This window comes from Paenibacillus sp. FSL L8-0663 (assembly GCF_038008125.1).
Classification (GTDB): Bacteria; Bacillota; Bacilli; order Paenibacillales; family Paenibacillaceae; genus Paenibacillus; species Paenibacillus polymyxa_D.
On sequence record NZ_JBBOYM010000001.1, the window covers coordinates 3608099 to 3623160 of the forward strand.

Below are 15062 nucleotides of genomic sequence, written 5' to 3' on the forward strand. Positions count from 1 at the left end.
AACATATACGAAATTCTGATATTTTTGTACAATAGTCTTAATGTTTGATTTTCCTTGAAGTCTTTTTTAAATAGAAATTGTAGTCTGGTGCAATGTGTAGGTTAGTAATATTACGTTGTCTATACCTACTATGTATTTCTAAAAATCCATATATCTCTTCTTATTCTCTATATCGAATTTGCGTCTAACCTATTTTACGATTTTGGCGGTAAACCATCTGTTGGCGGGAGTGGTAAAGAAGTCGATAGTAGAGCTTGACCGACCGAATATAAAATACGCCGTCGTTATGCCCCTCGTGAATCTTATCTATCGTTTTATTCTGAATGCGGACATTTGTGCCTCGATTGCATGAAACGACGGTTAATCACAGCAGAAACCGACATCCGCCCTCAAATAAAGGACGCGATGTCGGCTTTAAACTTAACGGCCAAACTCCTTATTGATTATTTTATTGTGAGCCGGCTCCACCGGGCGTGGTACTTCGAAACTGGCTGTACCCGTTGCGTAGGACCAGCGTTCCCCATCCTGTAGCCCGCCTGCCACGACACTTGGAACTCTTTTGTTGGTAACTACTTGATCCATGACGTGTTTGACTTCTTCCCGATGCTTTCTTTTCTTTCTCGTTGAGTTCTTTCTTGGGTTCTTTTGCGAATTCCTACGATAAAATATTGTCGGTATTGGCAGCTTTATTGATAGCTTGATAAGTTGCCGTCTGACCCTCGCTAATGGATATTCGTATGCAAGGAATGGGCGGGATTTGAAGCTTTAGTTGAGATGAAACAACGATGGCCTGATATGAAGGTTGTATTCATGACAACGTTTAAGGATTCCTCGCAGGCAGCAACTGCATTGGAGCGCGGGGCAGAAGGCTACATGCTGAAGTCGATTCATCCGCGGGAGATGAAGGAAGCCTTGAAACTTATTTATAATGAAGGAACCTGGATCGACCAATCGGTCGCTACGCGAGTTTTCGAAGAGATGAAGCGTCAACGTGAGCAGTTGGAGAAAATCGGTTCAAGTCAGGGAAACTACCCGTACGGGCTTACGAAACGCGAGATGGAGATTCTGGAGCAACTGTCGAGCGGTCTGCGCTACAAATCGATTGCCGCCAAGCTATTTTTATCGGAAGGAACGATCCGCAATTACTGCTCGATTCTCTACTCGAAACTCGGCGTCAACAACCGTGAAGAAGCATTAGAAATGGCGCGAATGAAGAATATCGTGTAGCTGGAGAATTTCCCGATGGTACTCACGATATAGGGGTCGCGTGCTGTTCTTTCAAAAAATGGGCCAGGTTCAACCAGTAGTGGTCGGTTGGTTCCATGCCAACGATGACGTCCTGGAACCCTTGCTCCGTCGCAATCTTTCTGAACCAGCTAACGAACAATTCAAAGCCTTCACGGTCGTTCTCAAACGTAATAGCCTTCTCGAACTCGACTCCGCGGTAGTCTTGTGCCCGGGCGACATGTTTGAATTTAGCGATGTCTACACCGATAATTAAGGTAGAAGAAGTGATTTGATTAATACGTTCATTTTGAGTAGAATTCATCTTGTAGTCTCCTTGGTTTGTTTTTGGATCCCGTCGCTGGCCAGCATCTTGGACCCATTTACATCATACCAAGGAGTCTTTTTCATTCTGAAACCTCTTATTTCAACTTACGCTCATATAAAAACTAAACCCACTTCATTATCAATATAGGGGACAAACTTGATAAATAGTGATTACTTTCTCCGTTGCAACGGCATTTTAAATTGACTGATTATTTATGTATTTGAAAGTTTATCAAGGGTTGGGTAGCAGCAACTTCCTCGTGTAAATCTTCATTTGTAAAATGAAAATGCTGGCTGTACTGAACCACGACTTGTTCTAAACCAATTTTCCTGATATCGATTCATAATACCCGGCCTGATTTGCAGCGTCCCAATACGATCCGTAGCCGGAAAACCTTCAGTCACTGGGAGCCGGATACGGTCATTTCCAGCCGAGGAAAGAGTAAGCTTGCGTCGACACATCGTGGTGGCAAAAACACGTTTTTACCAAGTGATTATATGACGATCGCACGGCATTATCGATAAAGATCGCGTTTGGCTTATTGGCGGCTCAGTATCCGATGTCTGCGATTCGGAGCGCGACCGTGGGGAAAGAATTCGCCTGTCACAGAGAGTTGGAACGACTGTACGGCGTGGGTGTCTATTTCGCCGACCCGTACTCATCCTGGCAACGAGACTCCAACGAGAATGCCAAGTCTTGAGCGTGAATTTATCTCAAAGGGGCATAACTTCGCTCTGGTGACAGATGCTGATCTGGAGCAGGCTCTCGCCCTGATTAACAACCGGCCCCGAAAAACTTAAGATGGAAGTCCTCTCACGAATCGTTACAGGAGAAACTGTTGTACTTGTCTTGACAATCCGTCTATTAAAAAAGGTGAAAGAAAACCATCATTTCACTGGTATTCGTTCACCTTTTACGGTTTAAGGCTTTTTCAGTAGCTTATATAATGACTCTACTTATTCAAACTGTAAATTTCCATCAGTTATTATAAATCCAAATGTTTTATTTAAGGCTTGTAACTCACTCCCATGAACTTCCGTTATTTTGATTATCTTATTGTTATCATCTCTAATCACTTTGAAATCGGATTTCCTTTAGCATCATAGTAAAAGTTATTTGATCTACCTTCATTTTTTATATCCTTATCAACAAACAATCTGACTTGCTTGTCATTGAAGAGAAATCTGTCCTCTTTCTTATCATAAGTTAGACCATAGGCAATGTAATCCTTTAAAGAATCGTAATTAAAATCGGCACCTTCACCAGCTTCTTGTACTGAGGTAGATGAACTGAGGCTTGTATCGTGATGATTTTCGATGGCTTGGATTTCAGGTGTACTCGGCGGAATGGGGAGCGCGATGAAGTCCAGCGGCAAGCCGATGAGCAAGACCAGGTATCCATACTCGGTTCAACTAACCCGATCAGGTCCATGAGCGTTCTCCCTCTTGTGCTGCAAAGTCCCGCCAGCCGAGACAAGCTTGTTTTGCGGCAAAATCAAATAAAAAAGTGCAAGAACCGCCAGTAAAGCAGCGCTGATGCTAATGGCAGCGGCATTCGTATACTGGCTGGCTATCCCTCCCCCGATGACCGGGCCAATCATAATACCGAGCCCTTCAATCCCGGAGAGTACTCCCCACCCGGCCCCCTTCTGATCCTCCGGAACAAGGTACGACAGCACCGCATTCCAGGCCGGAAGCACGGCTGAGTAAGACAATCCCAGCATAAAGGCAAACAGCATCGTTAATGCAGGCGGCGGCATGGATACGACTAACAGAGCCAATACGACCGTAAGCGATACGAAACCGGCGAACAGCATTTGCTTGTGCCCCCATCGATCGGCCAGCTTTCCCATCGGGACAAGAAACAGCATCGCGCCGGCCCCGCCTAATATGAGCATTAGCGAATATTGCGGCTGGCTCAGACCGAGTTGGTCAGCGGCAAAACCGGGCAGTATCGGCAGCAGCAGTCCCGCGGCGGTCATCTGCAGGACCATGCCTGGCAGCAGCCATTTCAGCTGAACGAGCCTTCTTCGCAGTCCTGCCGCTTGTTCGGCAAAGCTGACATTCTGGAGATGCAAGGGGGTTGTTCTGTTAATCCCGAACGATGCGATGCAGCCGACGGCGAGCAGCGCAACCATCAGCCGGAAGGCAGGTTCGAAGCCATAATCGAAGGTGAGATTGATTGTGACCGGCCCCAGACCGATGCAGGCCAACCACACGGTGTATATCGCTCCCATCTGGGCCGCCCGCTCCGTAAGTCGGACTTTCTCCAGACAAATGAGCCATATAGGCGACGCCCCCATCCCAAGCATCACGGAACCGGCAACAAGCCCCCAGGCATACGGACTAAAGAACACGGCGGCTAGTCCGGACAGCATCAGGACGAAAGTGGCGGGCAGCAGCCAGCGCAGCGAAAACCTGTCCAGCAAATATCCAGCCACACATTTAATCAGCGTATCGGCTGTATAATGAAGCGAGACGGCAAGACCGACCAAAGCAACGGTTTGCCCCGACTCGTTGACGGCAAAGTTCGGCAGGAACGAGAACAAGAAAGCGCTTCGGACAAACTCTGTGCAAAAAAGCACCGTGAACAGCGTCAGAGTAGAAAGCTTGAACGCGCTCCTCCCGCTCATCATATTCCACTCCTTCTTAAGGGACTTGCCTCAGGAAACAAATGCCGGACAATAAGGTCCGCAGCCGCTTTCTGCCTTGCTGCGAGCAGCCCGTTCATCATCGACTGCTTGATCTGCTCAGAGGAGATCATCGCTTGTATCTGCAACACCAGATCATGAATCGTAAAGGCCACGACTGCCGCTCCTTTGCGCTGCAAATACAGGGCATTTACCTTCTCCTGCCCCAGAAACGGATTTAGGATGAAAATTGGAACCCCGGCCTGAATCGTCTCGGATAGTGTAACGCCTCCCGCTTTCGTGACTACGCAGCAGGCGCTGCTCATCAGAACATGCAATTGATCGGTGAAGCCGAATACATCCACTCTTGCATCATCCGCCCAGCTCTCCGCAAGCCTCCGTCTCCATCCTTCCTGCCGGCCGCAAATCACTTGAATGCGAACGCCTGACAAGAGCAGCAGCTTCCCGATGAGCCTCGATAGCGAATGCAATGTGCCGCAGACGTTAGCCATAAGCAGAATCACATGCTCATCTGCTTCTTTAACGGAGCCGGGACCACTCATTGCCGCATCATGAAATGACTCTCTGACCGGAATTCCGGTCACGGTAATACGACTCTCGGGGACGCCCTGCCTGACCATGGCCTCTTTCACGTCGCTGGCAGGGACAAAATAATGATCCGGCTTGGCGAACAGCCATCTTCGGTGAACGTCAAAGTCCGTTATGACAACAGCAGTCCGGGGACGGATCGCAGATAATGCCACGCTGCTTGGCAAGCTGCCGAACGGGAATGTATAAATGATGACTTCCGGCTGGTACTGGAGGATGATTTTCTTGAGCCTGTCGCCGCCAAGACTGTTCATCCAGGCTGCGATCTTTCCCTTCATGGGAAGCTGGTTGGTCAGATGGTAGGTCCATCCGTAATAGGGAATGCCCAGGCTGGCTGCATACAGGCTTTGCCGGTACAGATAGCGGATTATTTTGTTCAGCACAGGATAGGCTTCCCGGAACAAGTCGACAACCGCCACCTGGCAATAACCATTGCGGATCAAGCTTTGCTGCAACACCTTGGACACCTGATGATGACCTTCTCCGTAATCGGCCGTTAAAATTAAAATTTGCGGTTCCTGTCCCACTATTGTCACCTCATTTCCTTTGTCAAGCCATTTCATCCAGACGAACGAATTGCAAGTTGCGTCCCTGTAATTGATGCAGTACTTCCTCCAGAGCCCGAAGCATAAAATATGGCGCGTGACGGTCCGCTCCCGGCGAATCTCCGCTGTCATGCAGCAAAATAACAGATCCGTCCGTAATTCCGTTCAGCAGCGTTGCCTTCAGTTTCTTGCGGCAGCTTCTGCTGCGCCAGTCCCCCGCCTTCAAGGACCAGAGTACAATGCGGTACGATTTGGGATGAAAGAAATCGAAAGCGTTCATGAGCCCCCACGGCGGACGATAGTGATCCGGCCTTTTTCCAATTATGGATTCAATAATATCTGCGGTCCGTTTCATATGATCACGCCGCACCGTCCAGGGAAGCATCAGCCAATTGGAGATGTGATTGTAATTGTGGATTCCAATCTGATGACCTTCACGATCCATTCTTCTGATCAGATCCGGGTGCAGCTCCGCCTGCGAGCCAAGCACGAAGAATGTGGCCTTCACTTGATAATCCTGCAATAAATCCAATAATTCCGGTGTATACCTCGGATGCGGCCCATCGTCGAACGTGAACGCTACCTGGTTCTTGGTCGTTCCCTTACGAAAGGCTCCAAATTTGATCATTCTTGGCAGAAAACTAGGAATTATCATATACAGACTGATGAAGCCTATGAGCCCAATCAACAAATATTTAACAAGCAACGTCTTTATCCTCCTTAGTGAAAATTAAGCTTAAGCATACTGCTGCAAGGAGCAAACCCATTTTTCTTCCTGTGTATCGCTCTGCATGCTCAGAATTTGCATGACCGCATGTCTGGCGGAATCCTGCTGTCTGCACAGCCCTGCCTTCTCCCTCATTTCTTCCAATAGGGAAGGCTGTTGAACCAGCCGCTGAAGCTGATCCTGCAAATTGTCAATCTGACATAGATACGCTACTCCCGCTTGAATCAAATAACCCGCATTATCCTTTTCCTGCCCCAGCCGTGGCTCCAGCAGCAGCATGGGAAGCTGAAGCGCCAGCGCTTCGGAGGTCGTCAGTCCGCCCGGCTTGGTAATCAATACGTCTGCGGACGCCATCCATTCATGGATTCCCTCCATGAAGCCTGTCAGTATGACGTTATCCCTGTCTCCCAACGCTTCACGCAGGCGGTACAGCAACTTCACATTGCGTCCGCATACGATGACAAATTGCACGTTAGGGGGAAAAGAGTCAGATTGCATTTGCTCGATGAAGGATTTATCGATAATCCCGCAGCCGCCACCCATCACCAGCACGACAAAGGCGTCAAGAGCCAAGGCCAGCTTCTCGCGCAGCCGGTCTTTATTGTCATGCTGACTGTAGGATGGGCGAACAGGGATGCCCGTTACAGCGATTTTGTGGTCAGCAACGCCTTTTCTCTGCAGAGCTGCACGCACGCCTTCGGAGCCAACCAGATACAGATCCGTAGACGGATGTATCCAATAGCTGTGATCGGAATGGTCGGTAATGACCGTTGCCGCAGGCAGATCCGTCATCCCTTTTTCCTTAAGCAAGGAAATGGCGGCTGATGCCAGCGGGAACGTGCTGACAATCAACGTCGGCTGTTCCTCATTCAGAAGCTTGAGCAGCCGCTGCAGGCTGGTCGTGAGAAAATGCTTCAGGAAGAAAGTAAGTGTACTGTCCGTCCGGGTCTTCTGATACATATATCCGTATGAGGAAGGAAAATGCTTCACCCATTGCAGGAAGCAATACCGTTCAACCACATGCATGCGGGGATGGATCCATTGCATGAAGTCGATCACCTCTACTCCCTGTTTGTACAGCACCGATGCCTCTAAAATCGCCTTGGCCGCCTGCATATGTCCATCCCCGAGCGCGCCGGACAGAATCAGCAGCTTTTCCCGTTTCATGCTATTCATCAACAATCGCCTCCCTCGTGAAATTTAACTATGCATGAACAAAACAACCAGCACCGCCGTTAGGAATCCGACCATCCCACCAGCCACACAATCGATCGGATAGTGATAACCCCAATAAACCCGGGATATGGCCACCAACAAGGCCAGACCAATCAAGACAAGCATAATTGCCGGCGATGAGGCCAACATAAAAGGTGTAACCAGGGCGAAAATAGCGGTAGTATGGCCGGATGGGAAGGAATAATCCTTCAACGGGAATTTGCCTACCTTCACCTGCTCCAGCTTGCGGAAAGGCCGGTCTCTGCGCACCTTTCTCTTGATCAGGACAGCAATGATATGGCTAACGGCCAGTGAGATCAAGCTTTGCAGCCCGATTCTGCTGAACTCCCCCTCGGCGAACCATGCCAAGGACACTGCGCAAATGATGGTAAACAAAGCTCCGCCCAAATGGGTAATCCATCCGAACAATCGGTCCATTGCCCGACTGCTCAGCCGCTGGTTGCACCAGAAGAACATCGTTTGATCAATTCGCCTTATCCACTGCATCCTGTTTTCCGCCTCCATTCCCTGTTTTTTCGATCGGTTGATGTTCATCCCTTATCTTCCTCCGCTCGCACAGCTTCCGTATCAAGAACCATATTGCCGCAATCGCAACACCAATGCCCACCAGCGTAATCGTGAGAACTTGGTTCACCATATTCTCTGCCGCACGGCCATATATATAGAAGAGAAAACCGACTACATAAAACTTCACCGCCCGGCCAATGGCCGCATAGCTGAGCAGCTTCCACAATGGATAATTCATGCATCCAGATAAAATCGTAAATATTTTAAATGGGATCGGAGTGAACGATCCGATCAGGATTGCAGCCTCGCCGCGGCGGGCAAATAAGTCGCTTGCCGAATCCAGCCATTTTTTCTTCATTACACCACCCATAACATGCTTTCCCGACACCTTGCCGATCCCATAACCGATCGGTGTCCCAAGCAGACTTCCTGCAAAGCCAACCGTAGCGAGCCATAAAGCCGACTCCGGTTGCACCGCGCTTAAAGAAAGCTGCAGGAAGAACGCCGGGATGGGGAAAATAATCGCATCGAGCATAGCGTGAATGAAAAGTCCCGTCGCTCCAAAGTTCTGTAAAAATTCCATAATTTTATCCATGAATGCCTATCCCGCCTTTGTTACAGAGCATGATGAAAAATAGGTTGCCTCCGGGCGGTATGGGTTTCCAATCGCTGTGTTTCCAACTCCATACCGCCCTCCAGGAACTTACTCACCACGCTCTTAGTTTCTTTTTTTTAATTAATTGGAGCTTGATTTGGGTAGACATAACTCCTTTGAAACGGACCGTCACTTCACCGTCATAAATCGGTTCCTCAGCGAGCTGCGGGAGTGAATCAGCATCATCGGTATCAATTTTTCGGTCTTGCGGCCAATCCGCTTCTTGCCTTCAGGGTGCATGACGGATAACAATAATCGGAGATAAGCCGTTGTAATGCGTTGGAACAGATCGGACTTCATCGGTTGTTGTTCGAAACCAAGACCATGTATCAAACCACGATGAAGCAGCGTAACGCCGACTAACGCCTTCACCTCTCTGAACTCCGGCTGACTTGCGAATGCCTCGCTGATCTGCTGCATGGATTTCCGTGTAAGCCGGGCCGTCATGAGCGCCGCGCGGTCTGAGTCTTCGGATTTGATCAGCGTCAGAATCGTTTCATTATTGAGATGGAGTTCCCCGACCAGATCGCCTTTATTGATGATCGTGGAGTCCGCACAGACGATACTCTCCCCTCGGTGTTTCTTAATCATGACTTTGCAAATTCCAAAGTGCGATGTATGCGAGCCGCGAAAGCGTGAAATCCAATCGAACCCTCTTTCCCACACCATCCAGGCCGCCTGCATTGAAGATTTGCGTAAACGAAGCAACATTGATCCAATCATCCCTCATTCTTATTTTAATCGACAAATTTTATTGAAATTGTCCAACTGAAATAATATTCCTATGTGAATTCCTTATTTTTGTTACTTTTATGATAGAGGATTTAACCAAAAAAGCATCCGGGCTGAGGTACTGGATGGTGGCCCGTCTTGAGGGGGGCCTTCACTCAATTTGATGCACATCGCTGATCGCTCAAGTTTAATCTGATATATAAGTGCGACCAAAAATAATTTCGTTACATGCTAGTTGAGATTCATTTGCACTCCTAACAATCCAATCAGGTAATACTGATAAGATGGCTTCTCCTTCTGAAAAGTCCGGATGACCCGAATCACATCGGTACGATGCTGATCGGAAACCTTCAATTAAAGCAGTGTGCAGCGCGTGCCGGGAAAATGACGGAAAGTCCCCTCATAGACATCTTCTTCAACAAACCCTGCAACCTAAGGATTCGTCGCCCTCTTACGGCCGAAGCTAAACAATTCATTCAGTTCTGCGTACCACCTGTAAGAAATGTACAGCTGAATAAGAACGTGAGTTCAAATCCCTGAAGTAGCGAATCGTTAAAGAGCAGCGTTAGGAATCCGTCTCCAATATAGCTATTATAGTAAGTGCAACTCCTTTTCGAATGGTGAATGATTTCATAACGCAATCGCTCCTATTATTTTAGAATCTTGTTCTGCTTTACCCCCTCATCTTACCTCCGATACTGTTAAATCGAACAGTGATAAAACCGCCAAGCTTTTGATGACATTGACTTGGACCTGTCACATATACCGCATGACAAACTGTCAACTGTCTTATATGACGTGCTTGCTAAACTACGTTCTAACCGCAGTTACCCCACCCTCTGTCGCTTGACGGATCGGGAAGTTATATTGCATGATAGTCTGAATCATTCGGAAATTGAGATGAAGGAAGCCTTGAAACTTATTTATAATGGAGGAATCTGGATCGACCAATCGGTCGCTACGCGAGTTTTCGAAGAGATGAAGCGTCAACGTGAGCAGTTGGAGAAAATCGGTTCAAGTCAGGGAAACTACCCGTACGGGCTTACGAAACGCGAGATGGAGATTCTGGAGCATCTGTTGAGCGGACTGCGCTACAAATCGATCGCCGCCAAGCTATTTTTATCGGAGGGAACGATCCGCAATTACTGCTCGATTCTCTACTCAAAACTCGGCGTCAACAACCGCGAAGAAGCAATAGAAATGGCGCGAATGAAGAATATCGTGTAGCTGGAGAATTTCCCGATGGTACTCACGATATAGGGGGCACCTCACGAAACGGAAAAAATCGTACGCTAAGCAATGCGTTGCAGAAAAAACCGGACCCTTACAGGGGAATCCGGTTCTCGTCATAGCAGCAAGTGAAGTTGAACTATCGTGTCCCGTTACTTTAACGATGTAATCGAACTGAAGCTAAATGCATTAGATCCAAATATCATTGACTGCTGTTAATTCTGACTCAGTCTCGCCAGTGTTTACTACGCCCCTGGGCTCTACTAACATGATATGATACTCCTGGTTAGCGAAAGTTTTGTGTTCGACACCCTTGGTACAATAAACAACATCTTGGGAAATCTTTACTTGGCTATCGCGGAAATCAATGAACATCTCTTCTTCGAGCACGATAAACACCTGGTTGGTATCTTGATGAGGAGACCAATGTATTAATCTTAGATAATTTCTCATTCAGACTATTACTTTATTTTTCAGTCTAGAACTTTAGACACCTACAATAAAGACCGCAAAGGCTTAAGCCCTTACGGTCTAATTTACTTCTGGCATCCTGAGTCCATTTTCACTTTTCTTGTTTCGTTTCGTCCCCCGTCCATAGTCGTTGGTGACAAAATCCAGTATTCGGTTGACAGCACCAAAAATGGCCAGGCGGACATTACAGTTACCAAGAATGAAGCATCTAACGATTATGTAGATATGCCACAATGGTACATGGAGGAACTGGCCGTCCATGTTAAAAGCATGCGGAAATTAAGGTTTGAGACAAAGGCAAATGGGACATGGAAAGGCGGGGATCGTAACTTTGTTTTTCATTCAGGTACAGGGAAACCCTATTACCATACAACGCCGTCCCAGCAGTGGAAAACTGGTGTGAGCGGCACAGCTTCCGTAATGTATCACTTCATGATCTCCGCCATACAAATGCAACGTATTTGCTTGGCTAGGGAGCATCTATCAAGGAGATTCAACATCGATACGACATTCCACATCTCAGGTGTCTTCAGATACCTATGCTCACATCACCAAGAAGCTTAGTCGTAAAACAACAGCACACCTAGATGTCTTCGATCCAAAAGTTCGTCCCCAATCCGTCCCCAGGAGCGAAAAAGGCGCTCACTCCCTGTGATCCTGTGATATGGAAACGAGGATTTCAATCACTAAAAAATAAAAAACCCCTTGATAATCAAGGGATCCAAAAGAAAAACGATAGTGCCGAGGACCGGGATCGAACCGGTACGGTAGTCACCTACCGCAGGATTTTAAGTCCTGTGCGTCTGCCAATTCCGCCACCCCGGCATAATCTTAGGAACGCTACTCTTTACACTTACTTGTCTTACAAGTATCTGAGAAACACAGAAGTGTTCTCGCTATGTAAATGTCGTTCAACCGGGCACCAACATATAATACGATAATTTCATCGGATTGTAAAGTGTTTTTTAAAAAAAATAATAAAATTTTCTTTTTGTATAACTTATGCACATTTGAATTACACTAATAAACGTCTTTCCAAACTACCAGAAGGGGTGTTACGAATGCGTGAAGGTATGATTCCAGCTGTTCTTGGAACGGTAGTATCGGCTTCAGGCGCTGTGTTGCTGAGCAGTAAGTACAAACTTGCAGCTACAGGCATTCTCGGTTTCGGACTGGCTCATGTTGTTCTGGGAGCGATTGATCTGATTGAGCATCGCTAGTTGTTTGGGAAGTGCCGGGCGGGATTTACTCCCCCCGGTTTTATTTTTATCAACGTTTAGTCTGGAGTACAAACGTTTATGTAAAGTATAGAAGCTGAATGTACCTAATAAAAGGAGCTGTGATGTGCTATGAGAGATAATAACTCTGAAAAGAATCGTACTGACGATCAAATTGAACATAAACAATCCCTGGACAAGCGCGAGCCAGGATTTAATCGCATTCCTGACACTGATGCAGATACACCTGCTGCTACTGATATGATCGATGAAGCCATAGGTCGCGGGATAGACAAGTTACGTAACGATTTCACAAAATAAAGCATGGGTAATAGGACATAGGTTTAAAGTAGCCCTTAATGCATTTGTTTTGATATGTACAGCGATTTCGTAAAATCACTTAAAGATCAGCATGATCCAGCCAATGATCGAGATCCACAGCACGATGCTGATTAAGAGTCCACACATGATACCAAAAGAGAAATTACCTTCATTCTTTGGCATGGTACTGCCAAATTTCAATCTAAGCTTCATTTGATTCCAGTTCATAGAACCCCCTCCTTAAGTTCTATTTCGGAATATGAAGCTTGTTTTTGTAGACCTATAGTCATGTTTTTAAAAATAAAAAAAGGGTTTTTCGTCCTATCATCCTGATCGCGGAAACAGGATTACAGCTATACCGACCAAACAAATCAATCCACCAATGAAATCGTACAAGTCGGGTGTCTTTTTATCAATCCACCAGCCCCATGCAATGGAAAGAACAATAAAGACACCACCATATGCTGCATATACACGCCCAAAGGAGGAAAATACCTGAAAGGTAGCAATAATTCCATACACAGCTAAAATTAATCCGCCGCAAAGTCCGACATACCATGTCTTCCCTTCCCGCAGCCACTGCCAAATCAAATATCCTCCTCCAATTTCAGCGATGCCAGCCAATATAAAAAGTAAAGCTGCCTTTAGCACCATTTCACATCCCTAATTCTTTAAATTTTTTTTGATTTTTTTGGGATATCTCATTAGAGCACTCGACCTAAAATGATAATCAATGCAATCACACCAACCAGAATCAGCAGGTTGCTGACCTGACGCCATAAGCTAGGCACTCCCTCGGAGTGAAGCTTCCGCTGATTGGCATCAAAGTTCGCTTTTGCTCCTTCAGCATCTGCTGATCTAGAGAAGGGTCTGTTTTCTTCATTCATAAGAGTACCTCCTTTTCAATCCACTTTAATCATACCAAACTTTTCCGTCGATTTCGCGTTGCTTTTATGTATATACTTACCACATATTTCTGATTGCATCTTCATATATGTGAAGTGTACCCCCTTATGTCAATATTTCGCTGAATATAAAGTCTGATGTCGAATCAAGGTAGAGTGGGTATTTAGACGTCTTTCATTGCAGGACGGTAGTTATGGTATAATTTAGTCAACTTGTTCAAGATCGTAACCAGTGCTCAATTGTTTACTCAACTTGCAATTAAATTCACATCCAAGAATCCACATTCCGTTTACAACCTGCATATTCTGTTTGTAAACCCAGGAGGAGGATACCGATGTCCCCAATCTTTTTAGCAAGTTTAATGATAATGGGTATATTTTTATTTCAGGCAGCCATCGTTTTCGGCATCATACATTGGATTTCGAAACGCACTCAACGTCCAGCACAAACCAAAATGTATCTCACAATGAGTTTGCTCGTTGTAATTTTAGGCTTCCTTGTATGGGACAACTGGATACACTCACAGGAATTCAATGGATGGGCCATGATTAGTCTGCTGGTGATTATTATTAGTGCCTATATACAGCTTAGAAAGCAAAAAGAAAAATACTAATCCCATTACCATGCATCAAAGGAGGAGCGCCATGAAATCTCACTCAACACGCTTTTGGTTACAGAGGGTGCTACTGCTAATGCTTGTTTTACTCTTCAGCGGCTCTCAGCAATCGTTCATTGTTGCCGATGCCGCCCCGCCAATTAATGTTCAGGCCTCTGCCAAAGCCAAGCAATTACTTGCCTACCTATCTAATGTACCGGATGGTATGCTAATTTCCGGGCAGCATGATTACTTAGAGGCACCGGATGAACAAAATAACAAGCTACAACAAATCAGCGGACAATACGCAGGGCTTCACGGCTATGAGTTTGGAGGATTAGCCAATCAGTCTCTTACGGCCCTACGAGAGCAACGTCAGCATGTTGTGAATAGTGCTATCCAATGGAGTCGGGGCGGCGGAATCGTAGCTGTTACCTTCCATCAGGCGCTACCGGGCAAACCCAAAACGTGGAAAAACGTACAAGCAAAAATTACTCAAGCTGAATTTAATCGTTACATCACGCCAGGTACCCCGCAATATAAACAACTGATCGCCGATCTGGATGAGGTGGCTCTGTCCCTTAAGACCTTACGAGACGCGGATGTACCTGTTTTATGGAGGCCCTATCATGAAATGAACGGCAACTGGTTTTGGTGGGGAGACAAGCAAAATTACGCCAAGTTGTGGAATTTAATGTATGATCGATTTACTCATGTCCATCATCTGGATAACCTGTTGTGGGTGTGGAGTCCCAATGCCCCAAACGCATATAGCACTCCTTATGATCTTTCCTTCCCAGGTATTAACCGGGTAGATATTCTTGCAGCTGATATCTATAACAATGATTACAAATCCTCTTACTACACCGAATTACTAAAGCTTGCGCAGGGCAAGCCTATGGGAATCGGAGAAAGTAATATTCTGCCGAGTGCGAAGGTGCTGCAGAACCAGCCAGCCTGGGCCTATGCCATGACATGGGGTAAGGAACTGTCGGCAACCAATTCACAAGCAGCAATCAGACATTTTATGAACCAAAATAATATCATTACACGAGACCTTCTTCATGAATCTCTGGACTGAAAGAAAAAAGCTTTCACTTCGCTCTAGAAGCAAAGTGAAAGCTTTTTTA

Annotated in this window: 15 protein-coding genes, 1 tRNA gene and 5 pseudogenes; 7 read left to right on the plus strand and 14 right to left on the minus strand. The window is 46.5% G+C overall.

The genetic code is table 11. The features are described 5' to 3' along the window. Positions 1-459: 459 nt before the first annotated feature. Positions 460-618, minus strand: a pseudogene (locus MKY75_RS15685) (serine hydrolase domain-containing protein); the annotation flags it as partial. A 104-nt stretch (positions 619-722) separates the two neighbouring features. On the opposite strand from MKY75_RS15685, the pseudogene MKY75_RS15690 reads away from it, so the two are divergent. Further along, positions 723-1227 (plus strand): annotated as a pseudogene (locus tag MKY75_RS15690) (LuxR C-terminal-related transcriptional regulator); the annotation flags it as partial. 43 nt (positions 1228-1270) lie between these two features. Here MKY75_RS15690 and MKY75_RS15695 read toward each other — a convergent pair. After that, a pseudogene (locus MKY75_RS15695) lies at positions 1271-1549 on the minus strand (IS110 family transposase); the annotation flags it as partial. Positions 1550-1914: 365 nt separating this feature from the next. On the opposite strand from MKY75_RS15695, the pseudogene MKY75_RS25610 reads away from it, so the two are divergent. Beyond that, a pseudogene (locus MKY75_RS25610) lies at positions 1915-2405 on the plus strand (IS30 family transposase); the annotation flags it as partial. A 219-nt stretch (positions 2406-2624) separates the two neighbouring features. Here MKY75_RS25610 and MKY75_RS15700 read toward each other — a convergent pair. The 8 genes from MKY75_RS15700 to MKY75_RS15735 form a co-directional block, all read right to left on the minus strand. Beyond that, the gene (locus MKY75_RS15700) at positions 2625-2939 is read right to left on the minus strand and encodes a hypothetical protein (RefSeq protein WP_029517699.1); all 315 of its coding nucleotides are present in this window, start codon (positions 2937-2939) and stop codon (positions 2625-2627) included. Positions 2940-2960: 21 nt separating this feature from the next. After that, positions 2961-4187 (minus strand): MFS transporter, encoded by a 1227-nt coding sequence (locus MKY75_RS15705; RefSeq protein ID WP_340885879.1) that lies wholly within the window; start codon positions 4185-4187, stop codon positions 2961-2963. Then, on the minus strand, positions 4184-5317 hold the full coding sequence (locus MKY75_RS15710; RefSeq protein ID WP_340885882.1) for an MGDG synthase family glycosyltransferase: 1134 nt from the start codon (positions 5315-5317) through the stop codon (positions 4184-4186). The genes MKY75_RS15705 and MKY75_RS15710 overlap by 4 nt, the downstream gene beginning before the upstream one ends. A gap of 22 nt (positions 5318-5339) precedes the next feature. Next, entirely contained in the window at positions 5340-6041 is a 702-nt protein-coding gene (locus tag MKY75_RS15715; RefSeq protein ID WP_029517702.1) for a polysaccharide deacetylase family protein, read from the minus strand. A 30-nt stretch (positions 6042-6071) separates the two neighbouring features. Further along, a complete protein-coding gene (locus MKY75_RS15720; protein WP_340885885.1) occupies positions 6072-7238 on the minus strand; it encodes an MGDG synthase family glycosyltransferase in 1167 nt (388 codons plus the stop codon). A gap of 24 nt (positions 7239-7262) precedes the next feature. Beyond that, complete coding sequence (locus tag MKY75_RS15725) at positions 7263-7784, minus strand: phosphatase PAP2 family protein (RefSeq protein ID WP_029517704.1); 522 nt, start codon at positions 7782-7784, stop codon at positions 7263-7265. Further along, positions 7762-8400 (minus strand): YqaA family protein, encoded by a 639-nt coding sequence (locus tag MKY75_RS15730; protein ID WP_029517705.1) that lies wholly within the window; start codon positions 8398-8400, stop codon positions 7762-7764. Before MKY75_RS15730 ends, MKY75_RS15725 begins: the two co-directional genes overlap by 23 nt. 189 nt (positions 8401-8589) lie before the next feature. Beyond that, a complete protein-coding gene (locus tag MKY75_RS15735) occupies positions 8590-9171 on the minus strand; it encodes a YkoP family protein (RefSeq protein ID WP_049816996.1) in 582 nt (193 codons plus the stop codon). 918 nt (positions 9172-10089) lie between these two features. On the opposite strand from MKY75_RS15735, the pseudogene MKY75_RS15740 reads away from it, so the two are divergent. Beyond that, positions 10090-10419, plus strand: a pseudogene (locus MKY75_RS15740) (response regulator transcription factor); the annotation flags it as partial. Positions 10420-11632: 1213 nt separating this feature from the next. Here the strand turns inward: MKY75_RS15740 and MKY75_RS15745 are convergent. Continuing rightward, a tRNA-Leu gene (locus tag MKY75_RS15745) sits at positions 11633-11718 on the minus strand. A gap of 236 nt (positions 11719-11954) precedes the next feature. Here MKY75_RS15745 and MKY75_RS15750 point away from each other — a divergent pair. Then, positions 11955-12113, plus strand: a complete 159-nt coding sequence (locus tag MKY75_RS15750) for a hypothetical protein (protein ID WP_013311032.1) — start codon at positions 11955-11957, stop codon at positions 12111-12113. A 129-nt stretch (positions 12114-12242) separates the two neighbouring features. Continuing rightward, on the plus strand, positions 12243-12431 hold the full coding sequence (locus tag MKY75_RS15755; protein WP_023989396.1) for a hypothetical protein: 189 nt from the start codon (positions 12243-12245) through the stop codon (positions 12429-12431). 75 nt (positions 12432-12506) lie between these two features. On the opposite strand, the gene MKY75_RS15760 is transcribed toward MKY75_RS15755, so the two are convergent. From MKY75_RS15760 to MKY75_RS15770, 3 genes are all read right to left on the minus strand, one after another. Further along, on the minus strand, positions 12507-12659 hold the full coding sequence (locus tag MKY75_RS15760) for a hypothetical protein (protein WP_165149143.1): 153 nt from the start codon (positions 12657-12659) through the stop codon (positions 12507-12509). Between the two features lie 96 nt (positions 12660-12755). Next, positions 12756-13082, minus strand: a complete 327-nt coding sequence (locus MKY75_RS15765; protein ID WP_029517707.1) for a YnfA family protein — start codon at positions 13080-13082, stop codon at positions 12756-12758. A gap of 53 nt (positions 13083-13135) precedes the next feature. After that, positions 13136-13318: a hypothetical protein gene (locus MKY75_RS15770; RefSeq protein ID WP_029517708.1), complete on the minus strand. Its 183-nt coding sequence runs from the start codon at positions 13316-13318 to the stop codon at positions 13136-13138. Positions 13319-13671: 353 nt separating this feature from the next. Here MKY75_RS15770 and MKY75_RS15775 point away from each other — a divergent pair, with 353 nt between their 5' ends. Further along, positions 13672-13950, plus strand: a complete 279-nt coding sequence (locus MKY75_RS15775) for a hypothetical protein (protein ID WP_029517709.1) — start codon at positions 13672-13674, stop codon at positions 13948-13950. 31 nt (positions 13951-13981) lie between these two features. After that, the gene (locus MKY75_RS15780) at positions 13982-15013 is read left to right on the plus strand and encodes a glycosyl hydrolase (protein ID WP_029517710.1); all 1032 of its coding nucleotides are present in this window, start codon (positions 13982-13984) and stop codon (positions 15011-15013) included. Positions 15014-15062: the final 49 nt, after the last annotated feature.